This is a genomic window from Peribacillus sp. CSMR9 (assembly GCF_033141925.1).
GTDB classification, from domain to species: domain Bacteria; phylum Bacillota; class Bacilli; order Bacillales; family DSM-1321; genus Peribacillus; species Peribacillus simplex_A.
Map to the genome: position 1 here is coordinate 1 of NZ_JAOPHO010000055.1, position 21,429 is coordinate 21,429.

At 41.2% G+C, this 21,429-nt stretch carries 24 protein-coding genes and 2 other annotated features; all 24 genes read left to right on the top strand.

Annotated features, from left to right (window positions below; all coding sequences use genetic code 11):
• Positions 1–327 precede the first annotated feature (327 nt).
• The 24 genes from N9I19_RS18930 to N9I19_RS19045 all read left to right on the top strand — a co-directional run bounded on the left by N9I19_RS18930 (position 328) and on the right by N9I19_RS19045 (position 21,270).
• Positions 328–789 (top strand): CtsR family transcriptional regulator, encoded by a 462-nt coding sequence (locus tag N9I19_RS18930; RefSeq protein WP_317778681.1) that lies wholly within the window; start codon positions 328–330, stop codon positions 787–789.
• Between the two features lie 21 nt (positions 790–810).
• Positions 811–1,362, top strand: a complete 552-nt coding sequence (gene mcsA / locus N9I19_RS18935; protein WP_061440356.1) for a protein-arginine kinase activator protein McsA — start codon at positions 811–813, stop codon at positions 1,360–1,362.
• Positions 1,359–2,435 carry a protein-arginine kinase McsB gene (mcsB, locus tag N9I19_RS18940; RefSeq protein ID WP_061440357.1) on the top strand — a complete coding sequence of 359 codons (1,077 nt, stop codon included), beginning with the start codon at positions 1,359–1,361 and terminating at the stop codon, positions 2,433–2,435. The genes mcsA and mcsB overlap by 4 nt, the downstream gene beginning before the upstream one ends.
• A 129-nt stretch (positions 2,436–2,564) precedes the next feature.
• A complete protein-coding gene (gene clpC, locus N9I19_RS18945; RefSeq protein ID WP_061440358.1) occupies positions 2,565–5,006 on the top strand; it encodes an ATP-dependent protease ATP-binding subunit ClpC in 2,442 nt (813 codons plus the stop codon).
• Between the two features lie 205 nt (positions 5,007–5,211).
• A complete protein-coding gene (gene radA / locus N9I19_RS18950; RefSeq protein WP_317778683.1) occupies positions 5,212–6,591 on the top strand; it encodes a DNA repair protein RadA in 1,380 nt (459 codons plus the stop codon).
• Between the two features lie 11 nt (positions 6,592–6,602).
• Positions 6,603–7,676 carry a DNA integrity scanning diadenylate cyclase DisA gene (gene disA / locus N9I19_RS18955; protein WP_061440362.1) on the top strand — a complete coding sequence of 358 codons (1,074 nt, stop codon included), beginning with the start codon at positions 6,603–6,605 and terminating at the stop codon, positions 7,674–7,676.
• Between the two features lie 225 nt (positions 7,677–7,901).
• Complete coding sequence (locus tag N9I19_RS18960) at positions 7,902–8,981, top strand: PIN/TRAM domain-containing protein (protein WP_061440363.1); 1,080 nt, start codon at positions 7,902–7,904, stop codon at positions 8,979–8,981.
• A gap of 21 nt (positions 8,982–9,002) precedes the next feature.
• Complete coding sequence (gene ispD / locus N9I19_RS18965) at positions 9,003–9,686, top strand: 2-C-methyl-D-erythritol 4-phosphate cytidylyltransferase (protein WP_089364066.1); 684 nt, start codon at positions 9,003–9,005, stop codon at positions 9,684–9,686.
• A 17-nt stretch (positions 9,687–9,703) separates the two neighbouring features.
• Entirely contained in the window at positions 9,704–10,183 is a 480-nt protein-coding gene (gene ispF, locus N9I19_RS18970; protein ID WP_061440365.1) for a 2-C-methyl-D-erythritol 2,4-cyclodiphosphate synthase, read from the top strand.
• A 90-nt stretch (positions 10,184–10,273) separates the two neighbouring features.
• Positions 10,274–11,731, top strand: a complete 1,458-nt coding sequence (gltX, locus tag N9I19_RS18975; protein WP_061440366.1) for a glutamate--tRNA ligase — start codon at positions 10,274–10,276, stop codon at positions 11,729–11,731.
• 42 nt (positions 11,732–11,773) lie between these two features.
• Positions 11,774–12,023, top strand: a binding site (T-box leader).
• An 80-nt stretch (positions 12,024–12,103) separates the two neighbouring features.
• Positions 12,104–12,754, top strand: a complete 651-nt coding sequence (gene cysE / locus N9I19_RS18980) for a serine O-acetyltransferase (protein ID WP_061440368.1) — start codon at positions 12,104–12,106, stop codon at positions 12,752–12,754.
• A 1-nt stretch (position 12,755) separates the two neighbouring features.
• Positions 12,756–14,153: a cysteine--tRNA ligase gene (gene cysS, locus N9I19_RS18985; RefSeq protein WP_061440369.1), complete on the top strand. Its 1,398-nt coding sequence runs from the start codon at positions 12,756–12,758 to the stop codon at positions 14,151–14,153.
• 3 nt (positions 14,154–14,156) lie between these two features.
• Positions 14,157–14,579: a Mini-ribonuclease 3 gene (locus N9I19_RS18990; protein WP_034305071.1), complete on the top strand. Its 423-nt coding sequence runs from the start codon at positions 14,157–14,159 to the stop codon at positions 14,577–14,579.
• The gene (gene rlmB / locus N9I19_RS18995) at positions 14,576–15,319 is read left to right on the top strand and encodes a 23S rRNA (guanosine(2251)-2'-O)-methyltransferase RlmB (RefSeq protein ID WP_061440370.1); all 744 of its coding nucleotides are present in this window, start codon (positions 14,576–14,578) and stop codon (positions 15,317–15,319) included. The genes N9I19_RS18990 and rlmB overlap by 4 nt, the downstream gene beginning before the upstream one ends.
• Positions 15,320–15,323: 4 nt before the next feature.
• Positions 15,324–15,833 (top strand): NYN domain-containing protein, encoded by a 510-nt coding sequence (locus tag N9I19_RS19000; RefSeq protein WP_061440371.1) that lies wholly within the window; start codon positions 15,324–15,326, stop codon positions 15,831–15,833.
• Between the two features lie 85 nt (positions 15,834–15,918).
• Positions 15,919–16,551: an RNA polymerase sporulation sigma factor SigH gene (sigH, locus tag N9I19_RS19005; protein ID WP_089364078.1), complete on the top strand. Its 633-nt coding sequence runs from the start codon at positions 15,919–15,921 to the stop codon at positions 16,549–16,551.
• A gap of 185 nt (positions 16,552–16,736) precedes the next feature.
• Positions 16,737–16,886, top strand: a complete 150-nt coding sequence (gene rpmG / locus N9I19_RS19010; RefSeq protein WP_081108654.1) for a 50S ribosomal protein L33 — start codon at positions 16,737–16,739, stop codon at positions 16,884–16,886.
• Positions 16,887–16,936: 50 nt separating this feature from the next.
• Complete coding sequence (gene secE, locus N9I19_RS19015; RefSeq protein WP_061440373.1) at positions 16,937–17,119, top strand: preprotein translocase subunit SecE; 183 nt, start codon at positions 16,937–16,939, stop codon at positions 17,117–17,119.
• Between the two features lie 258 nt (positions 17,120–17,377).
• Positions 17,378–17,911, top strand: a complete 534-nt coding sequence (gene nusG / locus N9I19_RS19020; RefSeq protein WP_061440374.1) for a transcription termination/antitermination protein NusG — start codon at positions 17,378–17,380, stop codon at positions 17,909–17,911.
• Positions 17,912–18,085: 174 nt separating this feature from the next.
• On the top strand, positions 18,086–18,511 hold the full coding sequence (rplK, locus tag N9I19_RS19025; protein WP_034305057.1) for a 50S ribosomal protein L11: 426 nt from the start codon (positions 18,086–18,088) through the stop codon (positions 18,509–18,511).
• Positions 18,512–18,615: 104 nt separating this feature from the next.
• Positions 18,616–19,311 (top strand): 50S ribosomal protein L1, encoded by a 696-nt coding sequence (gene rplA / locus N9I19_RS19030; RefSeq protein WP_317778684.1) that lies wholly within the window; start codon positions 18,616–18,618, stop codon positions 19,309–19,311.
• Between the two features lie 46 nt (positions 19,312–19,357).
• Positions 19,358–19,508, top strand: a sequence feature (ribosomal protein L10 leader region).
• Between the two features lie 39 nt (positions 19,509–19,547).
• Entirely contained in the window at positions 19,548–20,048 is a 501-nt protein-coding gene (rplJ, locus tag N9I19_RS19035; protein WP_061440376.1) for a 50S ribosomal protein L10, read from the top strand.
• Between the two features lie 64 nt (positions 20,049–20,112).
• Positions 20,113–20,472, top strand: coding sequence for a 50S ribosomal protein L7/L12 (gene rplL / locus N9I19_RS19040; RefSeq protein WP_053349071.1), 360 nt, complete (start codon positions 20,113–20,115; stop codon positions 20,470–20,472).
• A 192-nt stretch (positions 20,473–20,664) separates the two neighbouring features.
• Positions 20,665–21,270: a class I SAM-dependent methyltransferase gene (locus N9I19_RS19045; RefSeq protein WP_061465931.1), complete on the top strand. Its 606-nt coding sequence runs from the start codon at positions 20,665–20,667 to the stop codon at positions 21,268–21,270.
• Positions 21,271–21,429 lie beyond the last annotated feature (159 nt).

Here is a 21,429-nt window from a genome sequence, read left to right on the forward strand (position 1 = left end):
TCTTCAGCGCCGATGGTAGTTGGGGGTTTCCCCCTGTGAGAGTAGGACGCCGCCAAGCCATTTAAAAGATCAGCCATTCGGCTGGTCTTTTTTGATATTCTGATTAGTGAAGAAGTCTTAAAGGTAAGAAAAAATTGCAGGTTTTGCATTTTTCTTTTAGGGTATTTATGTAAGATATTTCAACTTTAATGTTCAACGAGGTATGTAACTACATATAATTTGGAGAAAATGGATATTACAGAAAGAAAGTGCGTTTAAGTTGCAAAATGCATTTTTCCTTGTATAATAATAGTCAAATATAGTCAAAGTCAGATTGGAGGAGGCTGAGTGAGAAACATATCTGATGTTATCGAAACTTATTTGAAGCAAGTACTGGAAATAAGTCAAAAAGATATCTTAGAGATTAAAAGAAGTGAAATAGCAGATAAATTTCAGTGTGTTCCTTCTCAAATCAATTACGTAATCAATACCAGGTTTACAATCGAGAGAGGTTATGTTGTAGAGAGTAAGCGTGGAGGCGGTGGTTATATACGCATCATGAAAGTGGAATCGCAGGATTCCGTGCAACTTATTAACCAATTATTATCGCTTATTGGTTCTAGGGTAACCCAATCAATGGCTGAAGGAGTAATTTCCCGGCTGATGAATGAGGAAGTCATCAATGACAGAGAAGCAAAGATTATGATGAGCGTCATAGATAGATCTGTGATTTATATCGACCTACCTGACCGCGATGAGCTTAGGTCAAGAATTTTAACTGCGATGCTTACGACTTTAAAATATAAATGAAACTGGCAGAGGTGATGAACGTTGATTTGCCAAGAATGTCATCAGAGGCCTGCTACCCTACACTTCACCAAAATCATCAATGGAAAAAAGACTGAAGTAATGATTTGTGAGAAATGTGCTCAGGAAAAAGGTGAGATGTTCATGGATGCAGGTGGACCTGTTTTTTCAATAAATAATTTATTAGCAGGATTGTTGAATATGGAGTCGAATATTCAACAGACAAAGGCAAATGCATTTCCGAAAACGGAAGAGGCGCGTTGCCCGCATTGTCATCGATCTTATAAAGAATTTGTCCATATTGGTAAGTTTGGCTGTGCCGAATGTTATAAAACATTCAATGATCAGTTAAACCCTATTTTAAAGAGGGTTCATAGCGGCAATACAGCACATATAGGGAAAATTCCAAAAAGGATTGGTGGCACCATATATCTTCGAAAGCAAATTTTGGACTTGAAAGAAGTTTTAAAGAATCACATTAATGAAGAGGAGTTTGAAAAAGCGGCTGAGGTAAGAGATAAGGTCCGTTCCCTTGAAAAAAGGTATGAAGCACAAGAGGGAGGCGAGGAACTATGAGCTTGGAAAAGTTTGTAGAAAACGCCTTGAGTTCCTGGATGAGTGCCGAAGGGCCGGAGATGGATATTGTATTGAGTTCCAGGATTCGGTTAGCCAGGAATTTCAAAGACTTTACCTTCCCAACCTCCTTTTCTAACGAAGAAGCTAAAAAAATTATTGAATTGGTCAAAAAAAGAATTGAACAGGAAGTAACCCCGGAAATTGGAAAACTGGAACTTTTAGAGATTGACCAATTACAGCCACTGGAAAAGCGCGTTCTCGTTGAAAAACATTTAATCAGTCCTCATTTAGTTGAAGGTTCAGCGAAAAGCGCATGTCTCCTTTCGGAAAATGAAGAAATAAGTATCATGATAAACGAAGAGGATCATCTCCGTATTCAGTGTTTAATGTCGGGGTTGCAGCTAAAGGAAACCTTAAAGATTGCAAATGTTCTTGACGATTGGATTGAAGAATCCATAGACTATGCATATGATGAAGAAAGAGGATACCTAACTAGTTGTCCAACTAATGTGGGGACAGGATTAAGGGCCTCAGTCATGATGCATCTGCCCGGTCTGGTCCTTACACAGCAGATAAATAATATCATACCGGCTATCAATCAATTGGGGTTGGTGGTTCGAGGGATTTATGGAGAGGGCAGTCAAGCGTTGGGGAATATCTTTCAAATCTCTAATCAAATCACTCTTGGAAAGTCGGAGAGGGATATCGTTGAAGATCTAACGAGTGTAGTGCAGCAAATCATAGCTCAGGAACGCTCAGCGAGGGATGCATTAGTTAGGACTTCCCACATACAATTAGAAGATAGGGTTTTCCGTTCATATGGGATATTGTCCAATGCTCGAATCATTGAGACCAAGGAAGCAGCTACCTGTATCTCCGATGTTAGGCTAGGTATAGATCTTGGGTATATAAAAAATATTTCTAAAAGCATTCTTAATGAGTTGATGATTTTGACACAGTCGGGATTTTTACAAAAGTACGCAGGTGGCCCTTTAAGATCCCATGAAAGGGATATCCGCAGAGCAGCACTCATTCGAGAACGCTTGAATTTAACGGAATCTACCTCCTCATAGAGGTCATTAACCTCTGAGTGAGTACCAATATTCATGTAATAGATTTGGGGCAAGAAGAAGCTTCTGCCATTACTTAGAGAATTGTCAGCAACTTTATTCAAAACGAAAATTCTTAAGGAGGAATTCCCTATGATGTTTGGTCGTTTTACTGAAAGAGCCCAGAAAGTATTAGCATTAGCCCAAGAAGAGGCAATCCGTTTAGGTCATAATAATATTGGCACGGAACATATTTTACTGGGCCTTGTCCGAGAAGGTGATGGCATTGCAGCCAAAGCGTTATATGCACTTGGATTGGGTCCGGATAAGATACAGAAAGAAGTGGAAAATTTAATTGGCCGTGGACAGGATACGGCTCAAACGATACATTATACCCCAAGAGCCAAGAAAGTCATTGAGCTTTCCATGGATGAGGCAAGAAAATTAGGTCACTCATATGTTGGAACAGAACATGTACTTCTAGGTTTGATACGAGAAGGGGAAGGCGTAGCTGCCCGCGTGTTGAATAATCTGGGAGTTAGCTTAAATAAAGCTCGACAGCAGGTATTACAACTTTTGGGAAGCAATGAATCAGGTGGTCATCAAGGTTCAGCTGCCTCAAATGCAAGCACACCGACTTTGGATGGCCTTGCCCGTGATTTAACGGCGATTGCCCGGGAAGGAAGCTTGGATCCCGTTATCGGAAGAAGTAAGGAAATACAGCGTGTCATTGAAGTATTAAGCCGCCGTACAAAAAACAACCCAGTATTGATCGGTGAACCTGGGGTAGGTAAAACAGCCATTGCTGAAGGTCTTGCCCAACAGATCATCAATAATGAGGTACCTGAAATTTTACGTGATAAACGCGTAATGACACTTGATATGGGTACTGTTGTGGCTGGTACAAAATACCGTGGTGAATTTGAGGACCGATTGAAGAAAGTAATGGATGAAATTCGTCAAGCGGGTAATATCATCTTATTCATCGATGAATTGCACACATTGATTGGTGCAGGCGGTGCAGAAGGTGCCATCGATGCTTCGAATATCCTTAAACCATCATTGGCCCGTGGTGAATTACAATGTATCGGTGCTACTACTTTGGATGAGTACCGAAAGTATATTGAAAAAGATGCTGCGCTTGAACGTCGTTTCCAGCCAATCCAGGTCGATGAACCAACTATGCAAGAGTCCATTCAAATTCTAAAGGGTTTGCGTGACCGTTATGAAGCCCATCACCGTGTATCGATTACGGATGAAGCGATTGATGCCGCAGTCAAATTATCCGACCGTTATATTTCCGATCGCTTTTTACCGGATAAAGCGATTGACTTGATTGATGAAGCTGGATCCAAGGTTCGGTTGCGCTCATACACTACGCCTCCAAACTTAAAGGAACTTGAAGTGAAGCTAGATGATGTCCGTAAGGAAAAGGATGCTTCCGTTCAAAGCCAGGAATTTGAAAAAGCTGCATCGCTTCGCGATACAGAACAACGCTTAAGAGAACAATTGGAAGAAACGAAAAAGACTTGGAAAGAAAAACAAGGGCAAGAGAACAGTGAAGTGACTGTGGATGACATTGCACACGTCGTATCCAGCTGGACGGGAGTTCCAGTCACAAAACTGGCGCAAACAGAGTCAGATAAACTGCTTAATATGGAATCAATCCTCCACGATCGCGTAATCGGGCAGGAAGAGGCCGTCATTGCGGTTTCTAAAGCAGTACGGCGTGCAAGAGCAGGTTTGAAAGATCCTAAACGTCCAATTGGTTCATTCATCTTTCTGGGACCTACAGGGGTGGGTAAAACCGAGCTAGCCCGAGCTTTAGCTGAATCCATTTTTGGTGATGAAGATGCTATGATCCGCATTGATATGTCTGAATATATGGAGAAACATTCGACTTCACGTCTTGTTGGATCACCTCCAGGATATGTTGGATATGAAGAAGGCGGGCAGTTAACGGAAAAGGTGCGGAGGAAACCATATTCCGTCGTTCTGCTTGATGAAATAGAAAAGGCACATCCCGATGTCTTCAATATTCTTCTGCAAGTATTGGAAGACGGAAGACTGACGGATTCCAAGGGGCGTACTGTAGATTTCAGGAATACCATTCTGATTATGACATCGAATGTAGGGGCGTCTGCCTTAAAAACTGATAAGTATGTCGGCTTTAACATCCAGGATACTGGCCAGGACTACAAGAATATGAAAGGGAAAGTGATGGAAGAACTCAAACGTGCATTCCGTCCGGAATTCCTGAATCGTATTGACGAAACTATCGTTTTCCACTCATTAGAGAAGGACCATTTGAAACAAATCGTTACATTGATGTCGAATCAACTTACTACCCGTTTGAAAGAACAGGAAATTTACTTGGAGCTGACAGATGCGGCTAGAGAAAAAATTGCTACGGAAGGTTTTGATCCTGAATATGGGGCACGACCAATCCGCAGGGCACTTCAGAAGCATGTAGAAGATTATCTCTCCGAAGAGTTGCTTAAAGGTAATGTGAAAAAAGGGCAAACGGTCGTGATGGATGTTGTGAATAATGAGTTTGCAATCCGACAAGGCGAGCCTGTCAATATAAGTGAATAACCTGATTCTAAACTTCGAGGTACACGCAGATTTTTTTGCAGTGTACCTCTGTTTTTTATCCGTAGGTAGAAATGAGTATAAGTCGGACAAGGTAGAGTTAGAGTGGTTATTTTTTTAAAAAAACTTAGCCTTAAGAAGGTTTAAATGAAACAGAGGTATAATATCCTTAATATAGGTATTTTTTCCAAAGGAAGAGGAGTAATTTATGGCTGTAAAAAAGAAAACCAAATTTATGTGTCAGTCTTGTGGATATGAGTCCGCGAAATGGATGGGGAAATGCCCAGGATGCGGTGAATGGAACAAAATGGTCGAGGAAACTGAAATCGTTAAACCTGCTAGAAAAGGTGCATTTACCAATTCAGAGGTCAGAGGTTCCGGAGAGCGGGAGAAGGCAGCACCCATAACTACTATTCAATCAGAAAAAGAACCCCGGATTAAGACGGATTTAATGGAATTGAATCGTGCTCTTGGGGGCGGGATCGTACAGGGATCCCTTGTTTTGATTGGGGGGGATCCGGGTATCGGTAAATCGACCCTACTTTTGCAGGTATCTTCCCAATTGGCGCATAAACAGAAAAAAGTGCTTTATATATCAGGCGAAGAATCAGTCAAGCAGACCAAGTTGAGAGCGGATCGGCTTGGGACCATGTCAGAAAATCTACTGGTTTATGCTGAAACCGATATGGACTATATCCAACAGGCGATTACAGAGGTGAAACCGGATTTGGTCATTATTGACTCCATTCAAACGGTGTACCATTCGGAGGTTACATCTGCTCCGGGAAGCGTTTCACAAGTGAGGGAGTGCACAGCCTCACTCATGCGTATTGCTAAAACGAATGGGATTGCGATCTTTATCGTCGGGCATGTTACAAAGGAAGGTGCCATTGCAGGGCCTCGGCTGCTTGAGCATATGGTAGACACCGTTTTATATTTCGAGGGAGAAAGACACCATACATATCGAATTATACGTGCGGTCAAGAACCGCTTTGGTTCGACGAATGAGATGGGTATTTTTGAAATGAAAGAACATGGCTTGGAAGAGGTTGCGAATCCATCGGAAATTTTCCTTGAAGAACGGTCGCAAGGAGCGTCTGGTTCTACAGTCGTTGCATCCATGGAAGGAACAAGGCCAGTGCTTGTCGAAATTCAAGCATTGATTTCACCTACGAGTTTTGGCAATCCAAGGCGGATGGCCACAGGGATTGACCATAATCGGGTTTCGCTCTTAATGGCTGTTCTGGAAAAGAGGGTGGGCCTGTTGCTCCAAAATCAAGATGCGTATCTAAAGGTTGCTGGTGGTGTCAAGCTGGATGAACCGGCAATTGATCTCGCTGTCGCAATCAGCATTGCCTCGAGCTTCCGTGATAAACCAACAAACCCTGCCGATTGCATCATTGGTGAAGTGGGGCTGACAGGGGAGGTAAGAAGGGTGTCACGAATCGAGCAAAGGGTGCAGGAAGCAGCAAAACTAGGGTTTGAGCGGGTTATAATACCGGCGAATAATATAGGGGGATGGACTGCGCCAAAAGGTATTAAGATCGTTGGTGTTTCATCGGTTTCAGAGGCTCTTCAACAAGTGTAAGGGGGTTAAGTATGACAGATAAAAAAGGGTATGAGAAAACAAAACTGGAGATTCTGCAAATTGTAGCTCCGGGTACCCCGCTTCGGGAGGGTATTGAAAATGTCCTGAGGGCAAATACGGGTGGTTTGATAGTGGTCGGATATAACGAGAAGGTTCGAACGATTGTAGATGGCGGCTTCGAAATTAACTGTAACTGTACCCCAAGTACATTGTATGAGCTGGCGAAGATGGACGGGGCCATCATTTTAAATGAAAAGGCCGATACGATCATTTTCGCAAATGCCCAATTAGTTCCCGATAATAGTACACCTTCCACAGAAACGGGAATGCGGCATCGGACAGCGGAACGTGTAGCAAGGGAGACCAAATCGTTGGTCATTGCAATCTCACAACGTCGGAATGTCATAACTTTATATCAAGGCAATTTCCGGTATGCCCTCAAAGATATAGGAGTCATACTCGCCAAGGCTAATTTAGCCATTCAAACCTTGGAAAAATACAAGGTGGTTCTACAGCAAAGCATATCGGTATTAGGAGCACTGGAGTTTGAGGAAATCGTGACCTATGCCGACCTTTTGCAGGTATTTCACCGTTATGTAATGGTACTCAGAATCAAGGCGGAGCTATTAACGTATCTTAATGAGCTTGGTACGGAAGGAAGATTGATCCGTCTGCAGATGAATGAGATCCTGGCGGATATTGAAACGGAAGGGAAGTGGCTTATCAAGGATTATACCTCCAGCAATGATGAAAAACCTGAGGAAATCATTTCTCGGCTTCAAGAGTTGGCGATGCAGGAAAAACTGGACGAAAGCATACTTCTAAAGGTGCTGGGCTATCACGGATACATACATCTTGATGAGTCAGTACACCCCCGTGGTTACCGTATTCTTCATAAAATCCCACGCTTGCCGGGTTTGATCATCGAAAATTTAGTGAAACAGTTCGGAAGCTTTAGCGAAGTCAATAAAGCAACGGTTGAAAACCTTGACGATGTAGAGGGTATTGGCGAAGTCCGTGCCAATAAAATTAAAGAGGGGCTCCGTATTTTAAAAAATCAACTGGTTACAAATAGAAGGATGTAATGTGCAGCTTGCCATCAAAATTTTCCTGAATTAGCTTGAAATGAATAGTGTTTATTTTTGACACTCAAAACTCAGGGTGCTAGGCTAATATTACGAAATAGAGAAGGAGTCATATTTGTAAATCCACTAATTCCTTAGGTGAATTTCACGTATATAATGAAAACGAATTTTCGAAGGTTTCATTTTATTTTATTGGTCAATAATGAATAGAGGGAGGTGAAAGGGATGTTAAAACGCATTATACAAGCATGCTTCTTAATAGTCGGCGGAACACTTGGAATGTTACTTATTCCAGAATTATTAATTGTTTTACATGCAGATGATATTGCTTTAATAAACAATCCTTATGTAAGTGTACTGTTGGGTGCCATTATCTTTTATCTTATTACTTTTTGGGCAGTAGATCATGTGATCTATTTTATGAAGTGGCTGGAGGAACAGCTTGTTAAGATACCAATTACGGACATAATCTTTGGCAGCGTCGGTCTTTTAGTGGGGCTGCTTGCGGCGTTCCTGGTTGGCTCCGCCTTCAGTGCCATCAAGGTGGTTCCGATCATCCTTACGCTTTTATTTGGTTATCTTGGTTTCCAGGTGGGCTTTAAAAAACGGGATGAACTATTGAATCTATTCACGAAAAATAATAAGAAAAAGAATTCCGAGGGTGAAGCAGGCGAAGAGGATGAAGAGGGTTATAGCAAGCGACTGAAGATTCTCGATACAAGCGTCATCATTGACGGCAGAATTGCGGATATCTGTCAGACAGGATTTCTAGAGGGGACCATAGTCATCCCTCAATTCGTATTAAACGAACTACAGCACATTGCTGATTCATCTGATGCCTTGAAAAGGAATCGTGGAAGACGTGGTTTGGATATCCTTAATCGGATTCAAAAAGACCTTCCGATTAAGGTGGAGATGTACGAGGGAGATTTTGAAGATATTCAGGAAGTGGACAGTAAACTGGTGAAGCTTGCCAAAATATCGGGCGGAATGGTCGTTACCAATGATTTCAATTTAAATAAAGTATGTGAGTTTCAAAATGTGGCGGTCCTTAATATCAATGACCTGGCCAATGCCGTTAAACCTGTTGTACTTCCTGGGGAAGAGATGAATGTACAGGTCATTAAGGACGGGAAAGAGCAGAACCAGGGCATCGCTTATTTAGACGATGGTACAATGATCGTTGTCGAGGGTGGCCGTGACCATATTGGAAAACGCATCGATGTACTTGTCACAAGTGTACTGCAAACCTCTGCAGGTCGTATGATATTCGCTAAACCGAAACTATTAGAAAAAGCATTATAAAGAAGAGTAGGAGAAACCGTCATGTTTTATGAAGTAGTGATACCTGCAGCTGGACAAGGAAAAAGAATGAAGGCGGGCAAGAATAAACTTTTTATTGAACTATCGGGTATCCCGATTATTGTTTATACACTACGTGTCTTCGAAGAAGATCCTGACTGTCGGGGGATTATCCTTTCGATAAACCCGGCAGAAAAGGATTATTTCAGTCAATTGATATCAAAGTATGGGCTTAAAAAGGTCAAGAAACTCGTCATGGGCGGCAAGGAGCGCCAACAAAGCGTTTATAATGGGCTGCAACATGCAGGAGAAGAAATCATCTTGGTCCATGACGGAGCTCGCCCTTTTATCGATCTAGGGCAAATCAGTGAATTGACTACCGCCGCTTCCCTTCATGGAGGTGCCGTTATTGCAGTGCCAGTTAAGGATACGATTAAAAAAGCGGCAAACAAAAAGGTATTGGAAACGGTGGAACGATCAAGCTTGTGGGCGGTACAAACTCCACAGGCTTTTCGTGTATCCATATTAAAAAGGGCGTATGAAGAGGCAGAGGCTGAAGCATTTTTAGGGACGGACGATGCAAGTTTGCTAGAACGGATCAATGAACAGGTAGTTATTATTGAGGGCAATTATGATAATATTAAAATTACGACTCAGGAAGACCTTTATTTTGCAGAAGCGATTTTACATAAAAAACATGGAAAATGATGATTGGGGAGAATGATATGTTTCGAATTGGACAAGGATATGACGTTCATCAGCTTGTTGAGGGAAGACCTTTGATTATTGGCGGAATTACTATTCCGCATGAGAAAGGTTTGCTAGGTCATTCTGATGCGGATGTCCTTCTGCATACTGTTGCTGATGCTTGCTTGGGGGCAATTGGTGCGGGGGATATCGGAAAGCATTTTCCGGATACGGATCCTGAATTTAAAGATGCCGATTCGGCAAAACTGCTGCAGTATATTTGGGCGATTGTAAAAAAAGAAGGATATACCCTAGGCAATGCGGATTGTACAATCATTGCACAAAGCCCGAAAATGGCACCATATATTGAAGCGATGCGAGGCAGGATTGCAGAACTTTTAGATGCCTCGATAGATAGAATTAATGTAAAGGCGACCACTACTGAGAAACTTGGGTTTACAGGCAGAAGCGAAGGAATCGCGGCACAGGCTGTTGTCTTATTAGTTAAATCTAACTAAATTCATTTTTAGAGTGGATGCCTTTATCCCAATGTATATAAATGATAAAATAAACAATAGAAAAGAACGACTGGGAGGTCTATATATATCATGAGCAGCGATATTCGAGTTCGCTATGCACCGAGTCCTACTGGACATTTACATATAGGTAATGCACGGACGGCTTTATTTAATTATTTATACGCACGAAATAAAGGCGGGAAGTTCATCATCCGCATTGAAGATACCGACCAAAAGAGGAATATTGAAGGCGGCGAGGAAAGTCAGCTTAAATATTTGAAATGGCTTGGAATGGACTGGGATGAAGGTGTTGATGTTGGCGGTGAATACGGTCCATATCGTCAATCCGAACGGAACGATCTTTATCAGGAATTATATCAAGAACTTTTAGGTAAGGGTTTGGCTTATAAATGCTATTGTACGGAAGAAGAGCTTGAAGCAGAGCGAGAAGGACAGGTCGAACGGAACGAAACGCCAAAATATTCAGGGAAGTGCAAGCATTTAACTGAAGAAGAGCAAGCGAAACTGGTGGCTGAAGGAAGAAAACCAAGCATTCGCTTTGCCGTTCCAGCGGGGAAAGTCCTTACTTTCAAAGATATGGTTAAGGATGACGTTTCGTTTGAAACAGATGGTTTTGGTGATTTTGTTATCGTTAAAAAAGATGGAATCCCAACCTATAACTTTGCAGTGGCAGTCGATGATCACTTGATGAAGATTTCCCATGTCCTGCGTGGTGATGACCATATCTCCAATACTCCAAAACAATTGATGATTTATGAAGCATTTGGATGGGAACCGCCGGTATTCGGACATATGACGCTGATTGTAAACGAAAGCAGGAAGAAACTGAGTAAACGTGATGAGTCGATCATTCAATTCATTGAGCAATATGAAGAGCTTGGTTATGTACCTGAAGCTTTATTCAATTTCATTACGTTACTAGGATGGTCTCCGGTCGGGGAGGAAGAGATTTTCACGAAAGAAGAGTTCATTAATCTTTTCGATGCAGATCGATTGTCTAAATCACCTGCACTTTTCGATAAGCAAAAGCTTACATGGATGAATAACCAATACGTGAAGCAATTGGACAGCGATCGTGCAGTGGAATTGTCAATGCCTCACTTAATTAAAGCAGGGAAGGTTTCGGAGACACTAACTGCTGAAGAAGCAGAGTGGGTACACGGCCTAGTTTCCCTTTTTCAAGAGCAGATGAGCTATGGAGCGGAAATAGTTGAGCTATCTGAACTGTTTTTCAAGGATGAGGTCGAGTTCGAGCCAGAAGCTAAGGAAGTGTTGGCTGAAGAACAGGTACCTGAAGTCATGAAAGCTTTCCTTCAGGAAATCGAGGGGCTTGAAGAATTTAAAGCGGACGAAATCAAGAAGTCGATAAAAGCGGTACAAAAAAGCACAGGGCATAAAGGGAAAAAATTATTCATGCCGATAAGGGCTGCCGTCACGGGTCAAACACATGGCCCTGACTTGCCTAAGGCGATTTCATTACTGGGCAAAGAAAAAATTAAACAGCGAATTCAGAGTATTTTATATTAACAATTTGTCGAAAATGTAATATAGTATTTAATAATCTTACAAAAGAACGCGTAGATGGGGAGAAGTAAGCAAACGAAGCTTTTTAGAGAGAACCATAACCTGCTGAAAGTGGTTCAAGCCTCTCGTTTTCTGAAATGCACCCTTGAGTCCTTTGCTGAACTAACCTATAGTAGGCACAGGCGGAATGTCCTCCGTTACAGGGATTAAAGTTGGGGATGAAAAAAACAGGGGAAAGCTTTACCTGCTTCGTGCATCCCAAACAGAGTGGAACCGCGCTAAAAGCGTCTCTGTCTATTTGGACAGAGACGCTTTTTTATATGCTTTAAAAGCTTCAAAGGGGATGTTGGAAAAGGGACATAGGGGGGGATCATTTTGTTAAAGATGTTTAAAGAGGATATCGAAGTGGTTTTTGATCAAGATCCTGCTGCACGCAGTTATTTCGAAGTCATTTTGACGTATGCGGGTTTACATGCTATTTGGAGCCATAGGATGGCTCACGCACTATTTAAGAAGAAGTTCTTTTTCCTGGCGAGAAGTATATCTCAAATCAGTCGGTTTTTTACCGGAATTGAAATCCATCCAGGGGCCACCATTGGCCGTCGTTTCTTCATTGACCACGGAATGGGGATCGTCATTGGCGAAACTTGTGAAATTGGTGACAATGTGTCTGTCTTTCAAGGTGTAACCCTAGGGGGGACGGGAAAGGAAAAGGGAAAACGTCATCCTACGATAAAGGATAATGTGTTGATTGCAACAGGAGCAAAAGTGCTGGGTTCCATTACTGTTGGTGAAAACTCCAAAATCGGTGCCGGATCAGTCGTTTTAAAGGAAGTGCCACCTAATTCAACAGTTGTGGGCATTCCAGGTAAAGTGGTCATTCAAGATGGTATCAAAATCAACAAAGACCTAAATCATTGTGATCTTCCTGATCCAATCAATGATCGCTTTAAGGAATTGGATAGCGAGATCAGGTCCTTAAGAGCGAAGCTGGCTGAACAGAAGCAGGAAGAAAGGAGTCTATAATATGGCGATTAAAATATATAACACAGCTACAAGAAAAAAGGAAACCTTCGTCCCAATTGAAGAGGGAAAGGTGAAAATGTACGTATGTGGACCCACTGTCTACAATTACATTCATATTGGGAATGCAAGACCGGCAATCGTTTTTGATACCGTTCGTAGGTATTTGGATTACCGTGGATATGATGTGCAATTCGTTTCGAACTTTACGGATGTGGATGATAAGCTGATTCGTGCTGCAAAAGAATTGGGGGAAGATGTCCCAACCATATCAGAGCGATTCATCAAGGCTTATTTTGAAGACGTTTCGGCATTGGGCTGCAAAAAAGCGGATGCTCACCCAACCGTAATGGAGAACATGGATGCAATCATTGAATTCATCTCCGCATTAATTGAGAAAGGATTCGCTTATGAATCTGAAGGGGATGTGTATTACCGCACTCGTAAGTTTGATGGGTATGGAAAACTTTCACATCAGTCCATCGATGAGTTGCGAGTGGGGGCCCGTATTGAAATTGGGGAGAAAAAACAAGATGCCCTTGATTTTGCCCTTTGGAAAGCGGCCAAGGATGATGAAATATCTTGGGAGAGCCCATGGGGGAGAGGGCGTCCTGGCTGGCATATCGAGTGCTCCGCAATGGTCAAAAAGTATTTGGGGGATACAATCGATATTCATGCAGGAGGTCAAGATCTAGCTTTCCCGCATCATGAAAATGAAATTGCACAATCCGAAGCATTAACAGGCAAGACCTTTGCGAATTATTGGATGCATAACGGGTATATAAATATTGAGAATGAAAAAATGTCTAAGTCCTTAGGCAATTTCGTTCTTGTTCATGACATCATTCAGAAGCATGACCCACAAGTGTTACGCTTCTTCATGTTATCCGTTCATTACCGTCATCCCATCAATTATAGTGAAGAAGTGCTTGAAAATGTAAAAGCGTCTCTTGATCGGTTACGGACATCTTATCAAAACTTAAAGCATCGTCTTCAAGTAAGCGACGGATTGACTGAGAATAATGATGTTTGGTTGGAGAAACTTAATGAATTACATGAACAATTCACTAAGGAAATGGACGATGATTTCAACACTGCTAATGCAATTTCCATACTCTTTGAACTTTCCAAACAGGCAAATTATTACTTGATGGAGAAAAATACAGACAAGGAAGTCATTGATGCGTTCCTTGAAAAATTCAATATCTTATTTTCTGTCCTAGGTTTGTCCCTTGAAGAAGAGGGGCTTTTGGATGAAGAAATTGAAGGTTTGATCCAGCAGAGGATTCAAGCGCGGAAAGACCGCAATTTTGGGTTATCTGATGAAATTCGTGATCGATTGAAAAACATGAACATCATATTAGAGGATACCCCTCAAGGTACAAGATGGAAAAGAGGGTAATTAATGCTTCATTACGATAGTAAGGTAGATGCTAAAATGCTGAACAGTCTTGCTTTAGCTTATATAGGTGATGCCGTATACGAAACGTATATCCGGCATCATCTCATTCAAAAAGGAGCGGTGAAGCCCAATCTTCTTCACAAAAAAGCTACATCTTTTGTAGCGGCTAAGGCTCAAAATAAAATTATCCATTTTTTCCTGGAGTCAGATTGGTTATCGGAAGAGGAATCCGCCGTCGTTCGGCGCGGCCGAAATGCAAAATCCGGTACTGTACCGAAGAATACAGATGTGCAAACGTATCGTTACAGTACAGCCTTTGAGGCACTAATGGGATTTTTGTATTTATCCGGTCGGATAGAAAGAATGGAAGAACTTATCAAAAAATCTATTGAATACATTGAAGAAGAAAAGGGGAGTAACCCATGAGCGAAGAATATATCATTGGCAGAAACCCCGTATTGGAAGCTCTTCGCTCCGAACGGGACATTAATAAAATTTGGATAGCTGAGGGCTCACAAAAAGGCTCGATGCTTCCACTCATCGGTCTGGCTAAGGAAAAGAAGGTATTCGTGCAAATTGTACCGAAGAAAAAAATTGACCAAATGGCAGAAGGCATCCATCAAGGTGTTGTCGCACAAGTGGCTGCATATGAATATGTGGAATTGGATGACTTATTCGCAAAAGCGGCTGAACGGGATGAAGCACCTTTTTTCATGATTCTTGATGAAGTTGAAGATCCGCATAATTTAGGTTCAATCATGAGGACCGCTGATGCAGTCGGGGCCCATGGAATCATCATTCCGAAAAGAAGAGCGGTGGGCTTGACGGCAACTGTGGCCAAAGCCTCGACGGGTGCAATCGAATATATTCCGGTAGCTCGCGTTACAAATTTGGCAAGGGCAGTCGAAGAGTTGAAAGAGCGTGGAGTATGGATAGTCGGTACCGATGCGAAAGGAAGCGATGATTACCGTAACATGGACGGAAAGATGCCTATCGGACTTGTTATCGGTAGTGAAGGAAAAGGTATGGCCCGGTTAATGAAGGATAAATGTGATTTTCTCATCCGTCTCCCTATGGCAGGACAAGTAACATCGTTAAATGCATCGGTAGCAGCCGGTTTATTGATGTATGAGGTTTATAGAAAAAGAAATCCCCTAGGGCAATGATGGGATGAATATTCTGTTGGTGGACGGTTATAACATTATTGGAGCCTGGCCGGAACTGAGAGAATTAAAAGAAAGGGATCTTGCTGCTGCAAGAGACCGGTTGATTGAAATGATGGCGGAATATCAAGCATTTACCGGATACCGTGTAATTATCGTATTTGATGCTCAATACGTTCAGGGAATTGCCCGTATATTCAAAAATCACAAAGTTGACGTAATTTTTACAAAAGAAAATGAGACTGCCGATGAAAGAATAGAAAAGATGGCCATTGAACTGAATAACGTCAAAACGCAAATTCAAGTGGCAACCTCTGACTTCACGGAACAGTGGGTGATCTTTGGTCAAGGGGCTCTAAGGAAATCTGCTCGTGAATTGCTTATTGAAATGGAAGAAATTCAAGGGGAAATCAAGAAAGATGTAAGAAAAACAACGACGATAAAACCTGCAGCTAAAATTCCTTTAAGTGAAGAAGTGGCAGAAATTTTCGAAAAATGGCGCCGGGGTAAAATTTGAACCATTGACGGGTAAATTTTACCTGCTGTATAATATTTCTATCTGAGTCAGGTCAGGGGGATATAATGTGGGTCTCAAATTCGGAATGAAACTGAACGAAAAGTATCTGCAGTTTGAGGATGATGAATTGATAAGGTTGGTACACACTGGAGACAGTGAAGCGCTGGATTATTTGATCCAAAAGTATCGTAATTTTGTTAGAGCAAAGGCAAGGACTTATTTCTTAATTGGTGCAGATAAGGAAGACATCGTGCAGGAAGGTATGATTGGTTTATATAAAGCCGTCCGTGATTTTAAAGGGGATAAGTTATCTTCCTTTAAAGCATTTGCAGAACTGTGCATTACGAGGCAGATCATTACAGCTATCAAAACAGCAACACGTCAAAAACATATTCCGCTCAATTCCTATGTTTCCCTGGACAAACCCATTTATGATGAGGAATCGGACCGAACTCTAATGGATATTATATCGGGTACGAAAGTTTTGGACCCGGAAGAACTGATCATCAACCAAGAAGAGTTTGACGATATCGAATTAAAGATGGCCGAGCTCCTGAGTGATCTTGAGAGAAAAGTGTTAGCTCTTTACCTGGATGGACAAACCTACCAAGAAATTTCGGAAGAGTTGAACCGGCATGTTAAGTCAATCGACAACGCCCTTCAGCGGGTGAAAAGAAAGCTCGAGCGCTATCTGGAAGTAAGGGAAATCAGTTTATAATCCCTCCGCTTTTTCCGCTTAATTTCATCTGTCCCTTCTCCACATGGTAGTTTATTATTCACTATGTTAGAAACCGATATTTTGATTTCCGGTATCCATAATGGGCTAAACCTGCTTTGATATTGACAATAAAAGACAGCCGTGATAAGGTTTTATGGATATAGTAGATAGGATAGGTGTATCTAATGCGAAAAAAAATAGTTCTTGCCTGCATTGATTGCGGTTCAAGAAATTATAGTTATGAGAGCAAACAATCGACAAGCGGCGAACGCCTGGAAATCAAGAAATTTTGCAGTACGTGCAACTCACACTCGATTCATAAAGAAACGAAATAACCGTTTTATAAATAGATTGACAGAAGCTTCTAATGCTTGGAGGTACATTCATGAAACGTTTTACCGAATTTTTCAGCGGTGTCGCTCGCGAAATGCAAAAAGTAAGCTGGCCGAAACGCAAGGAGCTTACCAAATATACAATCGTGGTAGTAACGACTGTATTGTTTATGGCTTTTTTCTTTACAGTGGTCGATTTGGGCATTTCCGAATTAATTCGCTTAGTTATTGAATAAGAGATTCGAAAATAAGGTATAATAGTGATAGAATAATATGTGTCAGCAGAAAAGCCCGGAAACGGGTTTTTTAATTTGTCTTTTTTATGAAGTGAAGAAGTTCCAAATCGAGCACTGCTGTAATATGAATCATCACAATATATTCTAGTTAAGCCGGGATGACGCCGGAATTGGCTTTTTGGCTAAAACGTTCAAAGATAAAGATTAATAAAGAAAATGATTGATTGCAGGGAGGGAAGGACTTTAAAGTCCTAACACATGGAAAAGAATTGGTATGTAGTTCACACCTATTCAGGTTACGAGAACAAAGTTAAGGCTAACTTGGAAAAACGTGTGGAAACTATGGGGATGGAAGATAAGATCTTTCGCGTTGTAGTTCCAGAAGAAGAAGAAACGGAAATGAAAGATGGCAAAAAGAAAGTGACCAAAAAGAAAGTATTTCCAGGTTATGTATTAGTTGAGATCATCATGACGGATGATTCTTGGTATGTAGTCCGGAATACACCTGGTGTAACTGGTTTCGTAGGTTCATCTGGAGCTGGGTCAAAACCGACTGCGTTGCTACCGGAAGAAATTGAAGTCGTTCTTAAACGAATGGGCGTAGATGAAAGTAAATTCGAAGTTGATTTTGAAATCGGCGAAACCGTTCAAGTTAAAGAAGGACCTTTTGCAACCTTTGCAGGGCCGATTGAAGAACTTGATAAAGATAAAGGTAAAGTAAGGGTCCTAGTCAATATGTTCGGCCGTGATACACCGGTTGAACTTGATTTTAATCAAGTGGAAAAATTATAAACGGAAAAAAACTTGAAATTACCTTTTGAAAGTGGTAAAATTTCAAAGGTCAGTATGTTTCAATTTTTAGGCCTCAACGATACAAGCATTCTTTATTAATATATAAAGAATTCAAGATGAGTGGGAGGGTATACCCCTATTACCACATCACGGACTTATAAGGAGGTGTGTCTCGTGGCTAAAAAAGTAATTAAAATGGTTAAATTGCAAATTCCTGCTGGTAAAGCGAATCCGGCACCGCCAGTCGGTCCTGCATTAGGTCAAGCTGGTGTAAACATCATGGGATTCTGTAAGGAGTTCAACGCTCGTACAGCAGATCAAGCTGGTCTAATTATTCCTGTTGAAATCACGGTATTTGAAGACCGTTCATTTACATTCATTACAAAAACTCCACCGGCTGCAGTATTGCTTAAGAAAGTAGCTGGTATCGAGTCTGGTTCTGGTGAACCTAACCGTAATAAAGTTGCTACAGTCAAGCGTGATCAAGTGCGCGAGATTGCTGAAACTAAAATGCCTGACCTAAACGCTGCAAGCGTTGAAGCTGCAATGCGTATGGTTGAAGGTACTGCTCGCAGCATGGGTATTGTCATCGAAGACTGATCCATGTAATTGCTATTTGTTTCTACGGGGTTGCGATTGATACTCGCAACCTTTATTCGTGGGAGGTTATTCCGTTAAAACCACAATTTAGGAGGATTTATATCATGGCGAAAAAAGGTAAAAAGTATCTTGAAGCAGCTAAGCTTGTAGAAGTTTCTAAGGCTTATGCTGTAACTGAAGCAATCGAAGTTGCTAAAAAAGCAAACTTCGCAAAATTCGATGCGACTGTTGAAGTGGCTTTCCGTTTAGGCGTAGACCCTAAGAAAGCTGACCAACAAATTCGTGGAGCGGTTGTTCTACCGAATGGTACTGGTAAAACTCAACGCGTATTAGTATTCGCTAAAGGCGAAAAAGCAAAAGAAGCGGAAGCTGCTGGTGCTGACTACGTTGGTGAATCTGACTTCATCAACAAAATCCAACAAGGATGGTTCGAATTCGATGTAATCGTTGCGACTCCAGACATGATGGGTGAAGTTGGTAAACTTGGCCGCGTATTAGGACCTAAAGGTTTTATGCCTAACCCTAAAACTGGCACAGTAACATTCGACGTAACAAAAGCTGTTAATGAAATCAAGGCTGGTAAAGTTGAATACCGCGTAGATAAAGCTGGAAACATCCATGCTCCAATCGGTAAAGTATCTTTCGAGGATGCTAAACTAGTGGAAAACTTCACTACTATCTATGATACATTAATGAAAGTTAAACCTGCGGCTGCTAAAGGAACTTACATGAAAAACGTTTCTGTAACAACTACAATGGGCCCTGGTGTGAAAGTTGATCCTTCTACTTTCAATAAATAATTGACATTCCAAAACTATTATTGTTATAATAAGTTTTGTTGTGAATAAATGAATATCATTTGTACCGTAGACAGTAGGTGCTCCATTCGAGCTTAATTCCCTGCCGAGGTAATTCGATAATAATAGTCCTTGACTATGACTTTTGAAATTACTGCCTTCATGTCTGCAATAGAGATGAAGGCTTTTTCTTTGAAACGGTATAAATGTTTTCAAGCAAATCTACAGGAGGTGTAAGGATGAACGCAATTATTGAACAAAAGCAAAAAATCGTTGCTGAGATTACTGATAAATTAACTGCAAGCCAATCAACAGTAGTTGTTGACTACCGTGGATTGACTGTTGCTGAATTAACAGAACTTCGTAAGCAACTTCGTGAAGCTGGCGTTGAGTTTAAGGTTTACAAAAACTCTTTAACTCGTCGTGCTGCTGAAAGTGCTGAACTTAGCACTTTGAACGAATCATTAACAGGACCAAACGCAATTGCATTCTCAAATGAAGATGTTATTGCGCCAGCAAAAATCCTTAACGATTTTGCGAAAAAACATGAAGCGTTAGAAATCAAAGCTGGAGTTATCGAAGGAAATGTTGCAACTGCAGAAGAAATTAAAGCTCTTGCAGAACTACCTTCACGCGAAGGCCTACTTTCAATGCTACTCAGCGTGCTACAAGCACCTATGCGCGGACTTGCTCTTGCTACAAAAGCAGTTGCAGATCAAAAAGAAGAACAAGGCGCGTAAGCTAACCGCTTATTTAGCCTATTGATTCAAAAAAAAAACCAACCATTTCGAGGAGGAAATAACAATGACTAAAGATCAAATCTTAGAAGCAGTTAAAAACATGACTGTTTTAGAATTAAACGACCTTGTAAAAGCAATCGAAGAAGAATTTGGCGTAACTGCTGCTGCACCTGTAGCTGTAGCTGCTGCTGGTGGCGCTGCTGCTGAAGAGCAAACTGAGTTTGATGTAATCCTTACATCTGCTGGAGACCAAAAAATCAAAGTTATCAAAGCTGTACGTGAAGTAACAGGTCTTGGACTTAAAGAAGCAAAAGAACTTGTTGACAACACTCCAAAAGCAATCAAAGAAGGCGCTTCTAAAGAAGAAGCTGAAGAAGTTAAAGCTAAACTTGAAGAAGTTGGAGCTGGCGTTGAAGTTAAGTAATCTTGCATAAACAAAAAGCTCGCTATCACTGGCGGGCTTTTTTCTTCATTTTAAAGAAAATGACGGAAATTTGCCGTTAATGGTTTGATTAAAAGGGTTTCGTTATTCAAACATCCCGGCATGCAAGCATCCATTCTTCAAATCTCTTCTCAATAAATCTTCAATATTCCTTTCTGATAGGGGGAGATGACTCTGACAGAGCATTACTACTCACATAAACCGGATGTCGTAAGCAATCCGAAATTTTGGGATTTTACATTAAAGGGACGTACCTTTCGCTTCAAAAGTGATAATGGTGTTTTTTCGAAAAAAGAAGTTGATTTCGGATCGCGTCTTTTGGTTGAAAGTTTTAACCTAGATGAAGCTGTGGAAGGAGATATTCTTGATGTTGGTTGCGGTTATGGACCAATCGGAATATCGATTGCGGCAGCTTATCCCGATAGAACGATAGAAATGATTGATATAAATAGCCGGGCAGTTGAATTGTCAAAAGAGAATGCCGCTTCTAATGGGATTGCAAATGTAAAGATTTACGCAAGTGATCGTTTTGACAAAGTTGGCTCCAATCAATTCGCGGCAATTCTTACGAACCCTCCCATTCGCGCAGGCAAAAGTGTAGTCCACGAAATTTTAGAAGAAGGCTATCGCAGTTTGGTGGCTGGTGGAGAATTATGGGTTGTCATTCAAAAAAAACAAGGAGCTCCATCCGCTATGGATAAAATGGAGCAATTATTTGGAAATATTGAAGTGCCCGTTAAGAAAAAAGGTTACTATATACTATTATCCAAAAAGGTTTGACTCTAAATTTTCGCTATGTTAGTATTATAAAATGCATATATATAATTCCGTAACTATGCAATTTTTATACCATTGGTGTATAACCAATGGATAATATGGGAAAAATATATAAATAATAGTTCGTTTTATGAGAAATAGTGGTTTTTAAAATAAAAACCA